This is a genomic window from Amycolatopsis sp. NPDC043885 (assembly GCF_056435685.1).
Genome location: NZ_JBWKEA010000021.1, coordinates 90322 through 109923 on the forward strand (window position 1 = coordinate 90322; position 19602 = coordinate 109923).

The window sequence follows — 19602 nt, forward strand, 5'->3', positions numbered from 1 at the left end:
GCCATTCCGCTGAGCCGGAAAGGCGAATTCCCAGCGCTACTCAAATGGCGGCATTCGGCCGGTGTCCCCCTGTCGTAACGTCGATCAAGGAACGCTTCTCCCGCAACGAATTCCGTGAACCCATGGAGGTTTTCGTGATCCGACGTCCTCTGCGCACCCTGACCGTCCTGATCGGCGCGGCGGCAGCCGTCACCGCCTTCGCGGCACCGGCTTCCGCCGCGACATCGGTGCTGAACGAAGCGGCGGGCACGGCCACGGTGGCCGCCGCCCAGCAGGATCTCGGCACCTCGCTCGGCGCCGCGTTCGCCGGGTCCTGGCTGGACGCCACGACCGGTGAACTGATCGTCGGTACCACCGACGCGAGCCGGTCTTCCCGAATCCGCGCCGCGGGCGCGATCCCGAAGGTACTGCGGCACAGCGCCGCCGAACTGCGGCAGATCCAGTCCACATTGGACAGCAGAACCGCGGGCCTGCCCCGCTCGGTCGCCGGCTGGTACGTCGACGTGCCGTCGAACGACGTCGTGGTCAGTGTGGTGGGCGGCGATCCCGCCGGACTGGCGTGGGCCACCTCCGCCGGGGTCCCGGTCCGGGTGGAACACGTGAAGAGCGCGCCGCGGCCGTTGTGGAGCGTGGTCGGCGGGCAAGGCCTGTACTTCAGCGGCGGTGCCTGTTCGGTCGGGTTCACCGCGTACGACGACGACGATCATTACGTGATCACCGCGGGCCACTGCACCGAACTCGGCGGCACCGTGCGCGGCGCCGGGGGCACGATCGGCAAGGTCGCGAGGTCTTCCTTCCCCGGCAACGACTACGGGACGGTCAAGGTGACACACTCCGACGTCTCGACCCCGCCGCGGGTCGACCGGTACGAGGACGGGTCCGACGTGCGGATCGAGGGCGCCGACGTGGTCGGCGTCGGCGGCCGGGTCTGCCGGTCCGGGATCACCACCCACTGGCACTGCGGGCGGGTCGAAGCGCTGGACCAGACGGTGAACTACGGCAACGGGAACATCGTGCGGGGCCTCACCCAGACCGACGCCTGCGCCGAACCGGGCGACTCCGGTGGCTCGTTCGTCAGCCGCCCCTCGTCGGGCTCCGGCACGAAACTCGTGCAGGCGCAGGGCATGACCTCGGGCGGTTCCGGTGACTGCGCCGAGGGCGGCACCACGTTCTTCCAGCCCGTCAAGGAGGTGCTCGACCGCTACGACCTGACGCTCGAAAAGGACTGATCTCCCGTGGCGAGGGGCGGCCGTCCCTTGATCAGGACGGCGAGTTCACCCGCCTCGACGACCAGGGTCTCGATCTCGGCCCAGCGGCGGCGGACTCGCTCGTGATCGGGCACCAACGTGCCGGAAACCATGCCCAGGAACAGGTTAGCGTCCGTTCCGACCTCCGCCAGCCGCAGGAAGGGACGGCGGTCTTCTTCGGTTCCCGCCCCGTGCTCCGCGGCCCACTCACGGGCTCGCATCCCGGCGTCGTGGCAGGCGTCGACGAGGAGGGTCCGGATCTCCTCCGGCCGGTTCCCCGGGCTCGCGGGCGGTTTCCCCATCAGCGGGAAGATGTTCCAGGCCACCGACAGCAGGCAGTCGGCCACTTCGTCCATCGACTCCACGTCCACCGGGCGAGTGTTCCGGCCCGTGCGTCCTGCCAGGCGCAATGACGCGCACGACGGGCAGGGTCGACCCGATCGGGTGGAACTCACCGGCCGGGCCTGGCCGGAGGGTTGCGAAAGTGGCTTTCGCAACCCAGCCCCCTCCAAAACCCAAGGCCCGAATCCACGGAAGCACCTAAGACTCCTTACCGCTCATGAGGCTCGGTTCGGCCGGCTCGTCGAGTTCGCGCACGTCGGTCATCCGCAGACCGGCGATCAGCCCGGACAGTCCCTGGTGACCTTCGGGCCGGAAGGCGAGGATTCCGCTGGCGAAGAACAACAGGTTCGCCAGCGGCTCGAACCCGCCGTTGGCCACCGACGCCAAGGTGAGCAGCGTGAAATAGCCGCCGGAGCCGGCCAGGAACCGCACGACCATCCGCCACAGCGCGGGCTTCCCGCCGTCCGGGCCGGCGGGGCGCAGCAACACGACCCGCTGGCCGAAGCTGGCACCGTTGCCCACGACCGGGATGACGAACAGCAGGAGCAGCGCGGGCAGGAAGGTGCCGATCAGCGCGGTGACCACGGTGTTCGGTTCACCCACGAGCAGGGTCGTCACGATTCCGACCGTGGTGCCGAGCAGGACGACCGACACGACGTCGACGGCCATCCCGAGGAGGCGGCGGCGCGCGGTGACCGGCCGCGGCGTTCCCGGCGGCGCGGACGGCTCGTTGCCCGGCAGCAGCCGCAACAGCGGGGCGAGGCCGAAGCCGACGGCGGCACCGAGGGTGTTGGTCAGCAGGTCGTCGACGTCGGCCAGCCGGTACGGGCACTCGAACAGGAACCAGACCCCGGTCAGCTGGGTGCACTCGATGAACAACGAGACCGCGAAGCCGATCGCGACGGTGGCCGCGAAGCCGCGCCGGAAGAGGTGCCGTACGAACATCCCCAGCGGCACGAACAAGGCGACATTGAACACCGCCTGCTGGACGGCGGGATTGCGCAGGAACGCCCGCAGGCCGGCCCCGGTCTGTTCGCGACGGATGTCGGCGACGAACTGGAACGGGCGCAGTTGCAGGTGACTGGACGCGTGCTCGGCACACCACGCCGCCGTCGTCTCCGGGATGGGGAGCAACGTGTACGTCCACAGGGACATGGCGTAGACCAGGAACCCGAACACCAGCAGGACCCGCCAGAGCCCGAGCTCCCCGCGGCGCCGGTAACTCGCGGCGATGTACGGGACGGCCAGGAGGCCCGCGAGCACGAAACCCGCGAACACCGCGATGACCGCGGAGATGGTCGGATCAGTCACTCGCGGAAGCTAACAACGCGCGCCCCGGCGCACCCGTCACACCACCTGGCCGGGTGACGGAGTCGGCCGGGGCGAGGGTGCGCTGATGCGCGAGCGCGGCGATGGCGAAGGTCAGATGGACGACGACCCAGTTGCGGTCTTCGCGATGGACCCGCTGCAGCAGGTCGAGAGAAGCGTCGCCCGGCGTACGTCCCTGACGGCAGGCGTCGATGAACGCCTGGGTCAGTTCGTCGACGTTCCTCCGGAACTCCGCGAAGGTGTCGGAGGGCTGGGCGTTGGCGCAGAAATCCACGGTCACGTCACAGAGCGTTCCATAGCGCGACACAAAGTTACGAATTGGCGCAGCCCGAATCACTCACGCGAGGTAGGCATCGCGCGAATCTGTGCTCTGCGTCACGCCGAAGCGAGCCCGGCGGGCATCCGGCGTTCCCGTTCGGCCGCCTTCGCCCGGCGGGTGACCGGGAAGCGCTGATCGAGTTCGACCAGCAGCGGGGTCGCCGCCATCAGTGCCAGAAGGGCGAGCCCGGCGTATGCGCCCAGAGTCGCGATGATCGTCATTTCGGCCTCCTCGGTCCCCGTGCCGCCTGTTCCGGCGGCCTGGAACCAGGATCGCCTCCCCGCCGGGGGCGGCGGATCGGTCATCCGGCGGAGACGCCTCGACCGGTCGGCCTTTTCGGCACTGTCCGATCGGCCGATCCCGGGCGACGGTGCAGCAGGTCGAACCGCGACCACATGGCCTCGGCCGCCTCGATGGACTCGCCGGTGCGGACGGGATCGACGGCGGCGAGTTGCGCGACGATCGCCTGCACCAGGCTCATCCCCGCGGTCAGCGACGGGAAGAAGGTCACGCCCTCGGCGGGCACCATCAGCACCTGTTCGACCGCGGCCGCCAGCGCGGGACTGGCCGCGTCGGTGATGGCGAAGGCACGCGCTCCCCTGGCCTTGGCCTCGTTCGCGGCGAGCACCGTGCTCTCGTACAGCCGCCAGAAGCTGATCGCGATGAGGACGTCTTCGGAAGTCAGTTTCGCCGTGGCGTTGGCGAGTTCGGCGTCGCCCGCCGTGATCGCGTGGACGTCGTATCCGGCGAGCCGGGCGTTGTGCGCGAACGCGATCCCGACCGCGGCGTAGCTGCCGTCGGCGATCACGACCGTGCGGCGCGCCCCGGCGACGGCCTCCGCGACGTTGCGGATCTCGTCCTCGGCGACGCGCCGGTTGAGCAGAGCGAGGCTGTCGAGGTCGCGGCGCAGCGACGCCGAACCCGGCGAGTCGACGTCCCGGTGTTCCTCGGCCACCTGCGGCGCGCTCAGCGACGACATGTACCGCGCCCGCAACTCCTGTTGCAGTGCCGGCCAGCCGGCGAAACCCAGCGCCTGCGCCGTACGGGTGACGGTGGCGACGTTGACCCCGGCGAGCTGGGCGAGCTCGGCCGTCGAGCCGAACGACGCCCGGCGCGGTTGCGAGACCAGCACTTCGAGCACGGCGGCCGCCTTCGGCCGCAGGCCGCGCTCCGGTGCGCGGTCCCGAAGCCACGCCTCGAAACCGTCGTCGGTTCCCGTCCCTGTCACGCGCACCCTCCCTCGACGGCGTCACGGTAACGCATCGTGCCCGGCGAACCCCTTGCAACAACCATTGCAGTTTTGCCGAAACGCAGTATACGTTGTCCGCACTCCTCGTCGCCCGAACCACGGAAGGCGTTCCCCATGACGCTTCTGGCACGACTGGACCGGCTCCCGCTCAGCCGTCCCCATTACAAACTCCTGCTCATCGGCGGGCTCGGTTACACCTTCGACGGAATGGACTCCGCCGTCGTCGCCTTCCTCCTTCCGAGCGCGAAAGCCGCCTGGGGCCTCGACAACGGCCAGCTCGGGTTGATCGGTTCGGCGACGCCGTTCGGCTTCCTCTTCGGCGCGATCGCCGCCGGGCTGCTGGGCGACCGCATCGGCCGCAAGAAGGTCATGATGTACGCGCTGGCCTTCTACGCGGTGTTCTCGGTGGTCGCCGCCTTCTCCCCCAACTACGAGGTCTTCCTGGGCGCCCGGGTGCTGGCCGGGGCAGGCGCGGGAGCCGAAAGCGCCATCATCGCGCCGTTCCTGTCGGAGTTCGTCCCCGCCAAACGCCGCGGCTGGTTCGTCGGCGCGCTGGCCGGGTTCTTCTCGTTCGGGTTCGTCGCCGCCGCGCTGATCGGGCGGTTCGTCGTCCCGACGGTGCCGGAGGGCTGGCGGGTCGCGCAGCTGATCACCGCGCTGCCGATCGTCATGCTGCTGTGGTGGCGCCGTTCGCTGCCGGAATCACCGAGGTTCCTGGTCGCGAACGGGCGTCATGCCGAGGCCGAGAAGATCGTCTCGAAGCTGGAACGGGACGTCGAAAAGGCGACGGGGCAAGCACTTCCCGCCGTCGCGGAGGCCGAGGCCCAGCCCGCGACGGAGACCCCCAAGGTCAATCTCCTCAGCGCGCTGAAGTTCTTGTGGAGCCCGGCGATGGCGCGCCGCACCGCGGTGATCTGGACCGTGTGGTTCGTGATCACGTTCTCCTACTACGGCTTCTTCTCCTGGATCCCGACACTGCTCGTCGAGCGCGGCATCACGGTGACCAAGAGCTTCGAGTTCTCGATCATCATCTACCTGGCGCAGATCCCCGGATACTTCTCCGCCGCGTGGCTGTCGGAACGGCTCGACCGCAAGCACACCATCGCGTTGTACCTCGCGGGCTCCGCGGTGAGCGCGTTCTGGCTGAGCCAGATGGACGCGCCGTGGTCGATCACCCTCGCCGGGGCGGTGCTGTCGTTCTTCCTCAACGGCACCTACGCCGGCGTCTACTCCTACACCCCCGAGGTGTTCCCGACCTGGATCCGCGCCAGCGGGACCGGGCTGTCCAGCGCGTTCGGCCGGGTGGGCAGCATCCTCGCCCCGACGATCATCGGCCTGTCCGCGGCGAGCCTCGGCTTCGCCGGCGTCTTCGGCCTCACCACCGCCGTCCTGGCGGCCGGGGTGGTGTGCGTGGTCGTGTTCGGCCTGTCCACCGCCGGCCGTTCCCTGGAAGAACTGACCGAACACGGCGCGCCCGTGAAGACCGCCAAGGAGATGACCAAGTGACCGTGTCACTGTCCACTGTGGAGGACAAGACCCGAGCCACGATCGGCGTACGGCTGTTCACCGTACTGGCGTGGGTGCCCGAACGGCGGGCACTGCGACGGGTGCACAGCAGCCACCCCGTCGAGTACCCGATCGGCGGCGAGAAGACCGTCGAGGTAGCGGCCGGGTGGCTGGATCGGTGCATCACGGGACAGGAGCCCTACTTCGGACCGGACAGCGCGGCGGTGCGGGAGATCTTCGCCGACCACGAACTCATCGACCGGCTCGGCTGCGGCGCGGTGATCAACGTGCCGGTGGTGGACGGCGGCCGCACGCTCGGCGTCCTCAACCTCCTCGACGCAGAAGGCAGCTACGACGACGATTCCGTCGCGGCGGCCCGTTCACTGGCACCGTTGGCGGTCCCGGCCCTGCGCGAACTCCTGGAGGAGAACCGATGAACGGATCGCTGCTGCTGCGCGACGCCCGCCTGCTCGACCCGGTCAAGGGCGAGTACACCGAGGGAGACCTCCGGTGCGCCGACGGCCGGATCGTCGAGATCGGTGACGGGCTCACCGCGGACGACGCGCGGACCGAGGACCTGCGCGGTGCGTTCGTGCTGCCCGGACTGATCGACGCCCACGTGCACGTCACCGCGTCGACCGCGGATCTGGGGTCGCTGCCCGCGTCGTCACCGTCGTACGTGGCCGCGCACAGTGCCCGCACCATGAGCCGCATGCTGGACCGGGGCTTCACGACGGTCCGTGACGCCTCCGGCGCCGACTACGGCCTCGCCGACGCGCAGGCCGAGGGCCTGTTCCGCGGCCCGCGCCTGCTGTTCTGCGGACGCGCGCTGAGCCAGACCGGCGGGCACGGCGACAGCCGGACGCGCGGCGCCAACGCCAGCGACGATCACCCGTGCTGCGCCGGCCTCGGCCGGGTCGCCGACGGGGTCGACGCGGTCCGCGCCGCGGCGCGCGACGAGCTGCGCAAGGGGGCGCACCACATCAAGGTGATGGCCTCCGGCGGTGTCGCCTCCCCCACCGACCGGATCGACTCGACGCAGTACTCCGCCGAGGAGCTGCGCGCCATCGTCGAAGAGGCGGAGGCGGCCAACCGTTACGTCGCCGCGCACGCCTATACCGCCCGCGCGGTGAACCGCGCGCTGGAACTGGGCGTGCGGTCGATCGAGCACGGCAACCTGATCGACGACCTCAGTGTCGAACTGTTCCTCCGGCACGACGCGTATCTCGTGCCCACCCTGGTCACCTACTGGGCACTGAAGGAGGAAGGGCGCGAGCACGGGCTGCCGGAATCCAGCTGGCGCAAGGTCGACGAGGTGCTCGGCGCGGGCATGGCCGCCCTCGAGCGGGCGGCCAGGGGCGGCGTGAAACTCGTGTACGGCAGCGACCTCCTCGGCGGGATGCACCGGCACCAGAACCACGAGTTCCGGCTGCGCGGCGAGGTCCAGTCCGCGCTGGAGGTGGTCCGCTCCGCGACGTCGACGGCGGCCGACCTGCTGAACCTGACCGGCGAGATCGGCACGCTGGCTCCAGGCGCGCACGCGGACCTGCTCGTCGTCGACCGGGATCCGCTGGAGGACATCGGCGTCCTGGCCGAGCCGGAGAAATTCCGGCACGTCGTGCAGGGCGGGACCGTCGTCTCCCCCTGACTCGTGAGTGGAGTGGCCGGTTCCCTTTGAGGGGTAAGGCGAGGTGGCGGGTTGCGAAAGCCGGCCCAGGTGGTAGTGAAGGCCTCCTTACCTACTCTGAAGGTAGGGAAGGAGGCCTTCGCTACCCCCGGCGCCCACTCACGAGTCACGAGAAGCGCTGCGGGACGTCCCACGGGTTGTCGTCCCGCAGCGGTTCCGGCAGGAGGTGCGACGGCCAGTCCTGATAGGACACCGGCCGGAGGAAGCGTTCCACCGCCGCCGTCCCGACGGACGTCGAGGCCGGTGACGTCGTCGCCGGGAACGGTCCGCCGTGCTGCATCGCCGAGGTCACCGCGACCCCGGTCGGCCAGCCGCCCCACAGGATCCGCCCGCTGCGGTCGGCCAGTACCGGGCGCAGTGCCTCGACGTCGGGGGCCTCTTCGGGGAGGGCGTGCACGGTCGTCGTGAGCTGACCGGGCAGAGCCGCCAGCACCGGCTGGACGTCGGAAAGTCGCGAGTATCGCACCACCACGCCCAGCGGGCCGAAGCACTCTTCAGCCGCTTCCGGTACGAAGTCCTCCAGCGCGACTTCGAGCAGTCGGGCGCCTGGTCCCCGGACGACCTCACGCATCCCGGGGATGGCGGCCAGCCGTGCCGCGCCGGTAGGGAAACCCGACGCGATGCGGTCGTTCAGGAACGGCGCGGCCGGGACCTCGCGCAACCGTTCGGCGACGAGATCCCCGAACGGGCTTTCCGACGGCACGAACACCAGACCGGGATTCGTGCAGAACTGGCCGTTGCCCAGCGTCAGCGAACCGGCGTAGCCCGCCGCCAGTTCCTCCGCCCGCGAGCGTGCCGCGCCGGGCAGGACGATCACCGGGTTGACGCTGCCGAGTTCGCCGTGGAACGGGATCGGGACCGGCCGCTCGGCCGCGATCCGCGCCAGCGCGAGCCCACCCGACACCGACCCGGTGAACGCGGCGGCCGCGATCGCCGGATGACGCAGTGCCTCCACGCCCGCGGCTTCTCCTTCGACAAGGCCCAGGAGCGCACCCCGGCGGCCGAGGGCTTCCACGACGACCGAAGCCGTCCTGCGGGACAACTCCGGATGGCCGGGGTGGCCCTTGACCACCACCGGGCATCCGGCCACCCACGCCGACGCGGTGTCCCCGCCCGCCACGCTGAACGCGAACGGGAAGTTGCTCGCGGCGAACACCAGGACCGGACCGACAGCGGTGCGATACCGGCGCAGCTCCGGCCGGGGTCCTGGCGGCCACGACGGGTCGGCTCGGTCGATCCGGACGTCGTAGTATGAGCCGCTTTCGGCCGCGAGCAGTCGCAGCTGGAACGTCGTGCGGGCCAGCTCGCCGGTCAGCCGTTTCGTCCCCAGCCGGGTCTCGGCGTCGGCTATCTCGATCAAGGACGGACCGGCCTCGTCCAGGGCGTCGGCCACGCCGGTGAGCACCGCCGTGCGCGTCTTCGGGTCGGTCGCGGCCCATTCAGCGGCGATCTCCGCCGCCCTCTCGATCTGCTTCATGCTTCCTTCCTCTCCGGGTTCTGCACCGAGTTCCGGAATCCGAACACGGCGTACACCACCAGCCCGAGCACCATCCAGGCCGAGGTCAGCGCGTCCAGGTTCACGATCAGCGGCACGGACGGGACCCACGGAGTGCGCAACGACCGCGGCAGATCCGGCCTGGTGCGCCGCAGCACCACCACCGCGATCGACACGACAAAGCCACTTTCGCGACACGGGGGCCGCAGCTACGGCTTCCGAACCGTCTCGATGTCGCCAGGGACCACGCCGCCGGGTGGTGAAGGGCCCCTTCGCTACTCTCAGGGTAGGCAAGGAGGCCTTCACGGACCGGCGCGCGCCGCCAACCTCAGAGGACGAAGCCCGCGGGGAACGGGTCGTCCGGGTCGAGCAGATAGGTGGCGTTGCCGGTGATCCAGGCACGTCCGGAGAACTCCGGCACCACGGCGGGAACGCCGCCGACGGTGGTCTCGGCGACGAGTTCCCCGGTGAAGCTGGTGCCGATGAACGAGCTGTTCTCGAACGGCGTGTACAGCGGCAGTTCGCCGCGAGCGTGAAGCTGGGCCATCCGCGCCGAAGTGCCGGTGCCGCAAGGCGACCGGTCGAACCAGCCCGGGTGGATCGCCATCGCGTTCCGCGAAGCGCGAGCATCCGACCCCGGCGCGAGGAACTGGACGTGCTTGCAGCCGCCGATCAGCGGATCGGCGGGATGCTTCGGCGGACGCTGGTCATTGATCGCCGCCATGATGTCCAGCCCGGCGGCGAGGATCCGGTCCTTCGCCGCCCGGTCGAACGGGATGTCCACTTGGGACAGTTCGAGGATGGCATAGAAGTTGCCGCCGTAGGCGAGGTCGTAACGCACCTCGCCGAGGCCGGGCACTTCGACCACGGCGTCTCGCTCGGCGAGGAAGGACGCGATGTTGCGGAGCTTGACGCGGACCGCGCGGCCGTCCCGGACTTCGACCTCGGCGTGCACGAGCCCGGCCGGGGTGTCCAGTCGTACCACGGTCTTCGGTTCGGTCACCTCGACCATGCCGGTCTCCACCAGCACGGTCGCCACGCCGATCGTGCCGTGCCCGCACATCGGCAGGCAGCCGGACACCTCGATGTACACCACGCCCCAGTCTGCGTCCGGCCTGGCGGGCGGCTGCAGGATCGCGCCGCTCATCGCCGAGTGACCGCGCGGCTCGTTCATCAGGAACTGCCGCAGGTGGTCCAGGTGCTCCATGAAGTACCGGCGGCGTTCGGCCATCGTATCGCCGGGGATGACGCCGACCCCACCGGTCACCACCCGGGTCGGCATGCCCTCCGTATGCGAGTCGACGGCGGTGATCGACCGGATCGACCGCACCTACTCCACCCCCAGCGAGGCGAGCGCGCGGCGCATGTCGGCGGTGACCTGCTCGCGGTGTTCCTCGGTCAGCGGCCCCCGCGGCGGACGGCACGGCCCGCCGTAGCGGCCGACGAGGTCCATTCCGAGTTTGATGGCCTGGACGAACTCGGTGCGCGAGTCCCAGCGGAAGGCGGCCACCAGCGGCTCGTAAAGCGCCCTGGCCTCTTCGAGTTTTCCGGACCGCGCCAGGTCGAACAGGCGCACCGACTCAGCGGGGAACACGTTGGGGAACCCGGCGAACCAGCCTGTCGCGCCCATCAGCAGGCTTTCCAGCACGACGTCGTCGGCGCCGCTGATCACGTCCAGTCCCGGTGCCCGCTCGCGGATCTCCAGCACCCGCCGGACGTCGCCGGAGAACTCCTTGACCGCGACCACGTTGTCGATCCGCGCGATCTCGGCGAGCAGGGCGGGCGTGAGGTCGACCTTGGTGTCGATGGGGTTGTTGTAGACCATCACCGGCAGCCCGACCGACGCCACCGCTTCGAAATGCGCGAGCACCTCGCCGCGGTTCGCGCGGTACATCGTGGGCGGCAGGCACAGCAGGCCGTCGGCACCGTCCTCGGCGGCGACCTCGGCCCAGTACTTGGCCTGGTGCGCTCCGGGGCCGTGCACGCCGACGACGACGATCCCGTCCTCACCGACGGTTTCGATCGCGGTGCGGGCGACGCGACGGCGTTCCTCGTCGGTCAGCGACGAGTATTCGCCGAGCGAGCCGTTCGGGCCGACGCCCCGGCAGCCGTTGTCGACCAGCCACCGGCAGTGCGCGGCGTAGGCGTCGTAGTCCACGGCCAGCCCGGCGGGGGCCGACGCGTCCGCCCGGTACGGGAGGGCGGTCGCGACGACGACGCCGCCGAGGTCGGGGGTGCTCATTCAGGTTCTCCTTCGGTTCGGGCGGCGAGTTCGCCCAGCCGGATCGGCTGGACGATCGGGCGGTGGTGCCGTTCGATGCCACCGCGGAGTTCGGACACGGTCGGACCACAGATGCGGCCCTGGCATGGGCCGAGGCCGGCCCGGGTGCCGAGTTTCAGTGCGTGCGGGCCGGAGCAGACCGTGTCTTCGGCCGCGCGCGTCAGTTCGCCGTACGTCGTTTCCTCACAGCGGCAGACGATCGTGTCTTCGCGCAGCCAGCTTCGCCAGGCCGCACCGATCGGGTGAGCCGTGGCGAGGCGTTCGGCGAACGCGAGGGCCCGGTCGCGGGCGCGGATCAGCTCCGGCGACGGCTCGCCCCCGGCGGCGACGCACCCGGCCACCGCTCCCTCGGCCGCGGCGGTGACCGCGCCGCCGATCCCGGTGATCTCTCCCGCGGCGAAGACATCGTCCACTGTGGTCCGTTGCGCGGCGTCGACCCGCACGAACCCGTCAACCAGGGCACAGCCGGCGGCGACGGCCAGTTCCGGCTGCGGGACGAAGCCGTGGCCGACGCAGACCGCGTCGACCTCGTAGGTCCGCTCGGTGCCGGGGACGATCGACCAGTCGGCGCGGACCCGCGCGGTCACGACCTCGCGGACGCGGTCCACGCCGCGAGCCTCGATCACGGCCCGCCCCAGCCGGTACGGGACCCGGTGCCGGGCCAGCGTCGCGGCGTATCGAGCCAACTCGCCGGCCTTCCCGGCGTGGGCGGCCAGGCGCCACGGACGGGACGCCCATCCTTTCCGGACGGTCGAGAACGGGTTCGCCTCCAGCACCGCGACCACCTCGGCCCCGACGCCCAGCAACGATTCCGCGACCGGCAGCAGGAACGGCCCGGCCCCGGCGACGAGGACCCGCTCGCCGATCGCGACCCGCTCCCCCTTCGCCAACGCCTGTGCCGCGCCCGCGGTGTACACGCCGGGCAGTTCCCAGCCGGGGAACGGCAGGGTGCGGTCGTGCGCGCCGGTCGCCAGGATCAGCGCGTCCGGGACGAGGGTCAGCCGCCGCCGTCCACCTCCGTCGGACTGTCCCCGCAGGACGTGCACCGTCTTCTCCGCGCGGTCGAACGCCCAGACGGTGGAGCCGGGCCACCAGTGACATCGCGGATGCGCGAGTACCCGGCGGCGCCGGTCGAATTCCGCCCGCCCGTGCTGGACCCGCTCCGGGTACCGCGCCGCGTACGCCTCGGGGAGCATCCGGTGGTACTGGCCGCCGGGAGTGTCCGCCTGGTCCAGCACCGTGACCTGGGCACCGGCCCGCAGCGCGTGCTCGGCCGCCGCGAGCCCGGCGGGCCCGGCGCCGACGATCACCACGTTCACGCGTTCTCCTCCCGGGACTGGGTGCGGATTTCGTCCCCGTCGGCCGCCGGGCGGCGGCACGCGCGGACGTCGGGCACGTCGTTCACCGTGAGCAGGCAGTCGAAACACGCGCCGATACCGCAGAACACACCGCGCGGAGCCCCGGAACGCGTTCTCCGCCAGGAGGTCCATCCCGCGGCGAGCAGCATCCCCGCCACGCTCTGACCCGCGATCCCGGTCACGGGTTCGCCGTCGACGGTGATCCGGATCGGCCGGTCGGTCCGGCCCACCGGGTCGCGGTCGCGCGGCAGGAGCCACCCGCTCATGCCGCCACCACGGCCGGACGGTCCACAGTGAACTCCTCGACCGGCATCGCCGGCTCCGCTCCGGTGAGCAGTTCGCGCAGCAACCGCGCGGTGCCGACGCTCAGCCCGATCCCGGCGCCCTCGTGCCCGGTGGCGTGCCAGAGATTCCCCAGCCGCGGATCCTCGCCGAGCACCGGGAGGTGATCATCGACGTAGGGCCGGAATCCGCCGTACGCGCGCATGATCGCGACGTCGGCGAGCGCCGGGAACAGGCGCAGTGCCTTGACCGCGATGGCACTCAGCACGTCCGGGCGGATCGCGTCGTCGAAATCCACCCGGCGGCGTGACGAGCCGATCAGCACGGTGCCGCCCCAGGTCGACTCGACGACGGCGGAGGTCTGCAACTCACTCGAATCGGCACCGACCGCGCCGACGTAATCGGCGTCGTAGACCTTGTGCCGGACGACTCCGGGCATCGGAGTGGTCACCAGTACCTCGCCCCGGCGAGGGCGGACCGCGATCGCGGCGCCGAGACGCGCCGACACCTGACCGGCCCAGGGGCCCGCGGCGTTCACGACGACGTCCGCCTCGACGACCTCACCGGGCACGCGCACGCCGGTGATCCGTCCGTTGTGGACGGTCGCGCCGACGACCTCGGTGTCGGAGCGCAGCCGCGCGCCGTGGCGCAGCGCGGAGCCCAGCAGGGCCAGCGCCGCTCCCGCGGGCTGGACTTGCGCGTCCTCCGGGTAGTGGAACGCCGCGGCCACCTCACGGGTCAGAGCGGGCTCCGCTTCGGCGAGTTCCTTGGGGGACAACGGTTCCGCGCGAACGCCGGTCTGCGACGCGGCGAAGGCGGTGAGAGCGTGGGCTCCGTCGTCCGTGGTGGCGACGACGATGCCGCCCTTGGGGTCGTATTCGATCGCCGAAGCTGCGCGCACGTCCTCGTCGGCGATCTCGGCGACCACCTGGGGCCACAACGCGGTCGAAAGCTTCGCGAGGTCGAGTTCCGGGCCGGGACCCTTGTCGGAGACGAGGATGTTGCCCTCGCCGCGCGAAGTGGTTCCCCCGGCGGGACGGCCGCGATCCACGACCACGACGTCGAAGCCCGCCCGGCTCAGCTCACGGGCGCACGCGGCGCCGACGATGCCCGCGCCGAGAACGACCACGCGCGTTCGGTTCATCGACCCTCCAGTGTTCGGTAAAGCGAACGATCGGAGAGTAGGTTCCGCCCCGGACGGGTGTCAATACTTCGGGCGCGGTCAGCCCTTCAGCACCGGATGCGGCCTTCCGTCGAGCCGTTCGTCGGCGCGGTACTGCAGCAGCAGGACCGAATGCACCGGCCCCGCCGAAGCGGTGTAGCAATGCGGCTCGCGGGCGTCGAAGGCGACGTAGTCCCCCGGGCCGACCTCGACGGTCCGGCCCGCCACCTCGACCAGCAGCGATCCGGTCTGCACGATGGTGTGCTCGACCCCGACATGCCCCTGCGAACGTTGCGGCGCGTCCCCGCGCACCACCTGGTCGTACACCTCGAAGACGCCGTCACCGGTCTCGATCCGCCGCAGTGGCCGGAGATCCACTCCCTCACCGCTGAGCACCTCGACGTCGGCGCCGCGCACCACGGTGAGCTCACCGCCCGCCCGGTGGTCGAGCAGGTCGGAGATCGCCACTTCCAGCACCCTGGACAGGCTGAAGACGGTCTCGATGGTCGGATTGCCGCCGCCGGACTCCAATTGCGACAGCGTCGCCTTGCCGATGCCTGACCGCCGTGAGAGCTCCGACAGCGAGATGCCCCTCGCCGCCCTGGCCGCGCGCAGGTTGACCGCCAGCATGTCCCGGATCGAGGGCGTCTCGTCCTCCACCGCTGCTCCCTGTCGTTCGTCAAACCGTACGACCGGATGGGCGAATCGTTCGCTTTGCCGATCGAGTTCGCGGACATCATGACACGCCCCGTGGCGGGGAGGGCATAGCCGCGGCCGATGGGACGGCGCGATGGTGGGCGGCGCCGGCCGCGATGAAACTCCTTCACCAACCGGTGTGTCACCGTCGACACAGGGTCACGGGCGCACCGTCGTTTCCCTCCAGCGAGGAGATTCCCGTGCAGCTGATCCGCAGATCCGCCAGCCGACGACTTCGAGCGTTCGGCGCGGTGCTCATCACGACACTCGGGCTGACCGCGGCCGTGTCCACCGCGCCGGCGACGGCGGCCACGAACGCCTGTCTCACCGGCACGCTCGCCTTCGACCATCTCGACGCCGAAGCGGGTACCAGCAAGCCCCTGCGCACGCAGGTTGCCCGGAACGCGAACTGGGAACTGTGGGGCCGCATCGGTTCCGCCGCGGCGACCCGGCTCGTGGCGGGTATCACCGGCGCGTCCGACGGCCGGTTCACCGCCTGCCACACCGCGTCACTCACCGAGGCGTACGTGCGGTTCCGGTCGAGCAGCACCTCGATGTGGCGGGTCGTCAAGGCGGCGAACAACACCACCGACTACACGTTCGACTCGGCACACCGCACGAACGTGTCCGGCACCCAGGACCTCGGCACGGTGAAGGTGCCGTCGACGCTGCAACGGGCGTGGAAGGTCGTGGACACCCTCAACGTCTTGTACTGGAAACGCGCCAACCCGGCTTCGTCGTGCTGGACGGCCCGGCAGTCCGACGGGCGCTGCGACCGGATCACCTTCGTCTGGGATCCGAAGGTCGCCGAGGGCGGCTACTGGGACTATCCGAACACGAACTATGTCTTCCTCGGCGCGACGATGCCCGACTCGAAGCACCTCATCCTCCACGAGGCCGGGCATTGGCTGCAGTGGCAGCTCTACGGTCGTGATTTCCCCGTGGTCGACGGCTGCAACCCGCACTACATCGAGAAACACAGCTCGGAATCGTGCGCGTGGACCGAAGGCTTCGCCGACGCCGTCGCGGCCTACGCGCTCGGCGACTACCGCTACGTCTACGACAACGGCACCTCGTACAGCTTCGAAAACGACGCTTCGACGCCTGGCTGGGACGACGGCGACACCGTGCAGGGCAGGGTCGGCTCGTCGCTGCTGGACCTGTGGGCGCCGGACGGGCCGGACGGCGGGAACTGGAACCGCACGATCGCGCTGATGACCCGCCACTTCAGCCAGGACTTCCGTGAGTACTTCACCGAAGACCGGCCCGCGGCGGGTCTGTCCACGACCGGCGCCGCCGAGCGGATCCTCGCCGGGCACACCATCCGGTACTGACGGTAGGTGAGGGGCAAGTCAAAGGTGGCGTGACCGAGCCTCTGCGGTGAAGGACCCTTCGCTGGGTCAAGGCAGAGAAGGCGGCCTTCGCGGCGTGGTTCCGGACTGGCCACGAGAGCCGGCCGTGCGTTGAGTGTCCACAAGGGACACATTTGAGCGGCGAAAAGTCTGATTAGTGGCTATATGTGCGGTTTTCGAGAGGGGTCGTGAGTGGCAATGATGGTTAGAACGCACATTGCCACTCACGACCCTCGCGCAAAGTACCCAAAACGGATACTACTGCCCGACCGGCGTCCCTTGTGGATGGTCAAGAGCTTGCCGGCCTCCCTGGCGCCCTACTTCACCACTGACTCGGCTCACGCCACCTTTGCCTTACCCCTCGTCCGTCCTTCAGCCCCTGGCTGCCTGGACCCAGGCGGTGATCTCGTCGGCGGTGGAAGGGAAACCGCCGGAGAGCAGGTCGCACCCCGATCCGGTGACCACGACGTCGTCCTCGATCCGGACGCCGAGGCCGCGCAGCTCCGGCGGCACGGTGCGGTCGCCGGCGTGGAAGTACAGACCGGGCTCCACCGCCAGCGCCATCCCCTCGGCGAGCGTGCCCTCGCGGTACGTGGACGGATGGGCGGCGGCGCAGTCGTGGACGTCCAGCCCGAGGAAATGGCCGGTACCGCAGACGATGTACCGGCGGTGCTGCTGCCCGTCCGGCGACAGCGCTTCGTCCACCGACACCGGGAGCAGGCCCCAATCGTGCAACCCCTCCGCGAGCACGCGCAGAGCCGTCGCCTGGAACGCGCCGTAGTCCTGGCCGGGTCGGACCTCGCCCAACGCCGCGACATGCGCCTTGTGCACCAGGTCGTAGACGTCGCGCTGCGCCACGGTGAACTCCCCGCCGACCGGGAAGGTCCGGGTGATGTCCGCCGTGTACAAGGAATCCACCTCGACGCCGGCGTCGAGCAGCAGGAGACTGTCCTCGGTGACCTGCCCGTCGCAGCGCGTCCAGTGCAATATCGGCGCGTGCGGCCCGGCCGCCACGATGGAGGTGTAGCCGGGTCCGGTCCCCTCGGTGCGGGCACGGCGGTCGAAGGTGCCCTGAAGCCAGCGTTCCCCGCCCCCGCGGACCGCCTCGGGAAGCGCGGCCAGCACGTCGGCGAACCCGAGGGCCGTGGCGTCGACGGCGGCGCGCAACTGGCCGATCTCCCAGTCGTCCTTGATCCGGCGGAGCTCCGCGAGGACGGTCCGGAGCCGTTCGCTGTGGCCGAAGCCGTACGCGTCGAGCGCGGGATCGACCCCGGCGCCGACCAGGAAGCTCGGGTTCCGTCCGCGCAAGCCGTGCGGGAGGTCCTCCAGCGGACGGCACTCGATGCCGAGCGCACGCTCGTACGCGGCCGGTCCGGCGGCGGAGCCGACCCACAGCGGGCTGGTGTCGGCGTCGCCCACGAAGTCGGGCTCGTGCGCCTCGGCCGGTCGCGGGACGTACAGCGTGGCGTGGTGGCTGTCCCCTGCCGGGGTCATCACGAGGATCGCGCCCTCACGCCGGCACCCGGTGAGCCAGACGAAGTCGCTGTCGGCGCGGAAGCCGTGGAAGGTGTCGTTGGACCGCACCACGGCACGGCCCGCCGCGAGCGCGATCCGCTGACCGGGCAGTTCCGCCGACAGCCTGCCGCGATGGGCCGCGGCCGCCTCGGCGGTACCCGCCGGCACCTCGACGACGTCGTCGGCCGGCTCCCAGCCGTCGCTGATCCAGTTCCGGAACCCCTTGGCGGCCAGCAGCGCGCGCAGATCCGGCCGGGTTCGGTCGCCGGTCATCGGCTCCCCCTTTCAGGTAGTCACGGTTCTGGCCGCACCTTCGCACCGCGAACGGCCGGGCCGTAATGACCGGCGGCGATAGACTCCGCCTATGGCCCTGGAGATCCGGCACCTGCGGGCGATCTGCGCCATCGCCGAAGCGGGCAGCCTCTCGCAGGCGGCCGCCGCACTGGGCATGTCCCAGCCGTCGCTGACCTCACTGCTCCAGCGGCTCGAACGGCAGATCGGCGCGCCGCTGTTCGTCCGCAGCCACACCGGCGTGACCCCGACCCAGGTCGGCGAGCAGACGTTGCGCCGGGCGTTGACCCTGCTCGTGGAGTTCGACCGGTTCGAGAGCGATCTCCTCGGCGCGCTCGGCGACGGTCCGGTCCGGCTCGGATCGTCCCAAATGGACTGTCTGCCCACCTTCGTCGAACGGCTGGACGACGCGCTGCCGGGGCTGGACGTGACCGTCCACGTGGAACCCTCCAGCGCGGTGCTGGCTCAGGCCCTGGCCCGCGCGACGCTCGACATCGCCGTCATCGCCATGTCCGACGACCAGGAAGTGCCGCTGGCGAAACACCTCGGGCACCGGGTGCTGTTCTCGTGGGTGCCCGTGTTCATCGGGCTTCCCGCCCAGCACCGGCTCGCCGGCGGGCTCGAAGTGGACCTCGCCGAGCTCGCCGACGAAGCGTGGATCGGGCCGCCCGGCCCCGAGGACGGCTCGCTGACGTCGCTGCGCGCGGCGACGCATCGCGCCGGGTTCACGCCGCGGATCCGGTTCGAATGCCCCAACGGCGGCGGACGGCACCTGATCGCCGCCGGGCAGGCGGTGCAACTCGTCGAACCCACCGCGCCCGAACTGCCCGGCATGGTCGTCCGACCGCTGAAGGGCGACCCCATGCGGATGCGGCTCGTGCTTGCGTGGCGCAAGGAACGGCTGACGTGGGACCAGGCGGAAAACGTGTACCGCGCGGTGATGACGTCGTACACGCGGCACGCCATGGCATCGACCCCGTTCCGGACCTGGTGGGAGCGGCGGCGGAGTTCCCGGTCTTGGGACGGGCTGGTGGACTTCTTCCGCGTGGACGGTGCGTGAGCGGGTCACGGGACCAGGCGAGAGAGTGTTGCGAAGGTCACTTCGCAACGCGTGCCGGAGGATCCCGCCCTGGCTGAGCCCGCCACCAGGAAACGGCCGCTTTCGAACAGCCTGTAACCCGATCCCGCCTCGCCGCGATTGACCCCGTATCGAGCGAACGGAGACGGGGGGATGATGCCGCAACGGCTGTGGCTGGGTCTGGCGGTCGTCTACGCGTGCACCGCCGTGGTCCAGCTCTACCTTCTCGCCAGCACCGGCGCCGTCTGGGCCGGGACGCTCACGGCCGCCGGCTTCGCGGCGGCACTTCTGTGTGTTCTCACCGCCTGGAAGTCCTCGAAACAAGAACGGGGCGACACCAGGGAAATCGATTCGCACCGCCCCTGACGGCCGGATACGGACAGCCCACGTCTCGCCGAAAACCGTTGCGGTGT

Annotated in this window: 21 protein-coding genes; 7 read left to right on the plus strand and 14 right to left on the minus strand. The window is 70.5% G+C overall.

Annotation, left to right across the window (positions count from 1 at the left end):
* Positions 1-134 precede the first annotated feature (134 nt).
* The gene (locus AC069I_RS38200; RefSeq protein ID WP_478230313.1) at positions 135-1229 is read left to right on the plus strand and encodes a S1 family peptidase; all 1095 of its coding nucleotides are present in this window, start codon (positions 135-137) and stop codon (positions 1227-1229) included.
* Here AC069I_RS38200 and AC069I_RS38205 read toward each other — a convergent pair.
* The 5 genes from AC069I_RS38205 to AC069I_RS38225 all read right to left on the minus strand — a co-directional run bounded on the left by AC069I_RS38205 (position 1202) and on the right by AC069I_RS38225 (position 4465).
* Complete coding sequence (locus AC069I_RS38205; protein WP_478230314.1) at positions 1202-1618, minus strand: hypothetical protein; 417 nt, start codon at positions 1616-1618, stop codon at positions 1202-1204. The genes AC069I_RS38200 and AC069I_RS38205 overlap by 28 nt on opposite strands.
* Before the next feature lie 169 nt (positions 1619-1787).
* Positions 1788-2900, minus strand: coding sequence for a VanZ family protein (locus tag AC069I_RS38210; protein ID WP_478230315.1), 1113 nt, complete (start codon positions 2898-2900; stop codon positions 1788-1790).
* Positions 2893-3198 carry a hypothetical protein gene (locus AC069I_RS38215; RefSeq protein WP_478235786.1) on the minus strand — a complete coding sequence of 102 codons (306 nt, stop codon included), beginning with the start codon at positions 3196-3198 and terminating at the stop codon, positions 2893-2895. Before AC069I_RS38215 ends, AC069I_RS38210 begins: the two co-directional genes overlap by 8 nt.
* A gap of 95 nt (positions 3199-3293) precedes the next feature.
* Complete coding sequence (locus tag AC069I_RS38220) at positions 3294-3458, minus strand: hypothetical protein (RefSeq protein ID WP_240598862.1); 165 nt, start codon at positions 3456-3458, stop codon at positions 3294-3296.
* An 80-nt stretch (positions 3459-3538) separates the two neighbouring features.
* Complete coding sequence (locus AC069I_RS38225; protein ID WP_340682234.1) at positions 3539-4465, minus strand: MurR/RpiR family transcriptional regulator; 927 nt, start codon at positions 4463-4465, stop codon at positions 3539-3541.
* Between the two features lie 135 nt (positions 4466-4600).
* Here AC069I_RS38225 and AC069I_RS38230 point away from each other — a divergent pair, with 135 nt between their 5' ends.
* Genes AC069I_RS38230 through AC069I_RS38240 form a run of 3 tightly spaced genes read left to right on the plus strand, consistent with a single transcriptional unit; the run spans position 4601 to position 7640 of the window.
* Positions 4601-5992 carry an MFS transporter gene (locus AC069I_RS38230; RefSeq protein ID WP_478230317.1) on the plus strand — a complete coding sequence of 464 codons (1392 nt, stop codon included), beginning with the start codon at positions 4601-4603 and terminating at the stop codon, positions 5990-5992.
* Positions 5989-6429, plus strand: a complete 441-nt coding sequence (locus tag AC069I_RS38235; RefSeq protein WP_478230318.1) for a GAF domain-containing protein — start codon at positions 5989-5991, stop codon at positions 6427-6429. Before AC069I_RS38230 ends, AC069I_RS38235 begins: the two co-directional genes overlap by 4 nt.
* Positions 6426-7640, plus strand: a complete 1215-nt coding sequence (locus AC069I_RS38240; RefSeq protein WP_478230319.1) for a metal-dependent hydrolase family protein — start codon at positions 6426-6428, stop codon at positions 7638-7640. The genes AC069I_RS38235 and AC069I_RS38240 overlap by 4 nt, the downstream gene beginning before the upstream one ends.
* 145 nt (positions 7641-7785) lie before the next feature.
* On the opposite strand, the gene AC069I_RS38245 is transcribed toward AC069I_RS38240, so the two are convergent.
* The 8 genes from AC069I_RS38245 to AC069I_RS38280 form a co-directional block, all read right to left on the minus strand.
* The gene (locus AC069I_RS38245; protein ID WP_478230320.1) at positions 7786-9156 is read right to left on the minus strand and encodes an aldehyde dehydrogenase (NADP(+)); all 1371 of its coding nucleotides are present in this window, start codon (positions 9154-9156) and stop codon (positions 7786-7788) included.
* A complete protein-coding gene (locus AC069I_RS38250; protein ID WP_478267530.1) occupies positions 9153-9350 on the minus strand; it encodes a hypothetical protein in 198 nt (65 codons plus the stop codon). Before AC069I_RS38250 ends, AC069I_RS38245 begins: the two co-directional genes overlap by 4 nt.
* A 152-nt stretch (positions 9351-9502) precedes the next feature.
* Positions 9503-10504: a proline racemase family protein gene (locus AC069I_RS38255; RefSeq protein ID WP_478267531.1), complete on the minus strand. Its 1002-nt coding sequence runs from the start codon at positions 10502-10504 to the stop codon at positions 9503-9505.
* Positions 10505-11416 carry a dihydrodipicolinate synthase family protein gene (locus AC069I_RS38260; RefSeq protein ID WP_478230323.1) on the minus strand — a complete coding sequence of 304 codons (912 nt, stop codon included), beginning with the start codon at positions 11414-11416 and terminating at the stop codon, positions 10505-10507.
* Entirely contained in the window at positions 11413-12774 is a 1362-nt protein-coding gene (locus AC069I_RS38265; protein ID WP_478267532.1) for an FAD/NAD(P)-dependent oxidoreductase, read from the minus strand. Before AC069I_RS38265 ends, AC069I_RS38260 begins: the two co-directional genes overlap by 4 nt.
* Positions 12771-13079, minus strand: coding sequence for a (2Fe-2S)-binding protein (locus AC069I_RS38270; RefSeq protein WP_478230325.1), 309 nt, complete (start codon positions 13077-13079; stop codon positions 12771-12773). The genes AC069I_RS38265 and AC069I_RS38270 overlap by 4 nt, the downstream gene beginning before the upstream one ends.
* Positions 13076-14239 (minus strand): NAD(P)/FAD-dependent oxidoreductase, encoded by a 1164-nt coding sequence (locus tag AC069I_RS38275; RefSeq protein WP_478267533.1) that lies wholly within the window; start codon positions 14237-14239, stop codon positions 13076-13078. Before AC069I_RS38275 ends, AC069I_RS38270 begins: the two co-directional genes overlap by 4 nt.
* A gap of 78 nt (positions 14240-14317) precedes the next feature.
* Positions 14318-14917: a helix-turn-helix domain-containing protein gene (locus AC069I_RS38280; RefSeq protein WP_478267534.1), complete on the minus strand. Its 600-nt coding sequence runs from the start codon at positions 14915-14917 to the stop codon at positions 14318-14320.
* Positions 14918-15153: 236 nt separating this feature from the next.
* On the opposite strand from AC069I_RS38280, the gene AC069I_RS38285 reads away from it, so the two are divergent.
* Positions 15154-16287: a metalloprotease gene (locus AC069I_RS38285; protein WP_478267535.1), complete on the plus strand. Its 1134-nt coding sequence runs from the start codon at positions 15154-15156 to the stop codon at positions 16285-16287.
* Between the two features lie 390 nt (positions 16288-16677).
* Here AC069I_RS38285 and AC069I_RS38290 read toward each other — a convergent pair whose 3' ends face one another.
* Positions 16678-18093, minus strand: coding sequence for an aminopeptidase P family protein (locus AC069I_RS38290; RefSeq protein ID WP_478230329.1), 1416 nt, complete (start codon positions 18091-18093; stop codon positions 16678-16680).
* Between the two features lie 91 nt (positions 18094-18184).
* Here AC069I_RS38290 and AC069I_RS38295 point away from each other — a divergent pair, with 91 nt between their 5' ends.
* The gene (locus tag AC069I_RS38295) at positions 18185-19171 is read left to right on the plus strand and encodes a LysR family transcriptional regulator (RefSeq protein ID WP_478230330.1); all 987 of its coding nucleotides are present in this window, start codon (positions 18185-18187) and stop codon (positions 19169-19171) included.
* A 171-nt stretch (positions 19172-19342) separates the two neighbouring features.
* The gene (locus AC069I_RS38300; RefSeq protein ID WP_478267536.1) at positions 19343-19555 is read left to right on the plus strand and encodes a hypothetical protein; all 213 of its coding nucleotides are present in this window, start codon (positions 19343-19345) and stop codon (positions 19553-19555) included.
* The last annotated feature ends 47 nt before the right edge of the window (positions 19556-19602 follow it).

Bases quoted from the DNA above. Each gene is read 5' to 3' on its own strand.
- AC069I_RS38260 (WP_478230323.1), bottom strand. From the start codon at position 11,416: ATGAGCACCCCCGACCTCGGCGGCGTCGTCGTCGCGACCGCCCTCCCG.
- AC069I_RS38220 (WP_240598862.1), bottom strand. From the start codon at position 3,458: ATGACGATCATCGCGACTCTGGGCGCATACGCCGGGCTCGCCCTTCTG.
- AC069I_RS38300 (WP_478267536.1), top strand. From the start codon at position 19,343: ATGATGCCGCAACGGCTGTGGCTGGGTCTGGCGGTCGTCTACGCGTGC.
- AC069I_RS38290 (WP_478230329.1), bottom strand. From the start codon at position 18,093: ATGACCGGCGACCGAACCCGGCCGGATCTGCGCGCGCTGCTGGCCGCC.
- AC069I_RS38270 (WP_478230325.1), bottom strand. From the start codon at position 13,079: ATGAGCGGGTGGCTCCTGCCGCGCGACCGCGACCCGGTGGGCCGGACC.
- AC069I_RS38275 (WP_478267533.1), bottom strand. From the start codon at position 14,239: ATGAACCGAACGCGCGTGGTCGTTCTCGGCGCGGGCATCGTCGGCGCC.
- AC069I_RS38230 (WP_478230317.1), top strand. From the start codon at position 4,601: ATGACGCTTCTGGCACGACTGGACCGGCTCCCGCTCAGCCGTCCCCAT.
- AC069I_RS38245 (WP_478230320.1), bottom strand. From the start codon at position 9,156: ATGAAGCAGATCGAGAGGGCGGCGGAGATCGCCGCTGAATGGGCCGCG.
- AC069I_RS38240 (WP_478230319.1), top strand. From the start codon at position 6,426: ATGAACGGATCGCTGCTGCTGCGCGACGCCCGCCTGCTCGACCCGGTC.
- AC069I_RS38295 (WP_478230330.1), top strand. From the start codon at position 18,185: ATGGCCCTGGAGATCCGGCACCTGCGGGCGATCTGCGCCATCGCCGAA.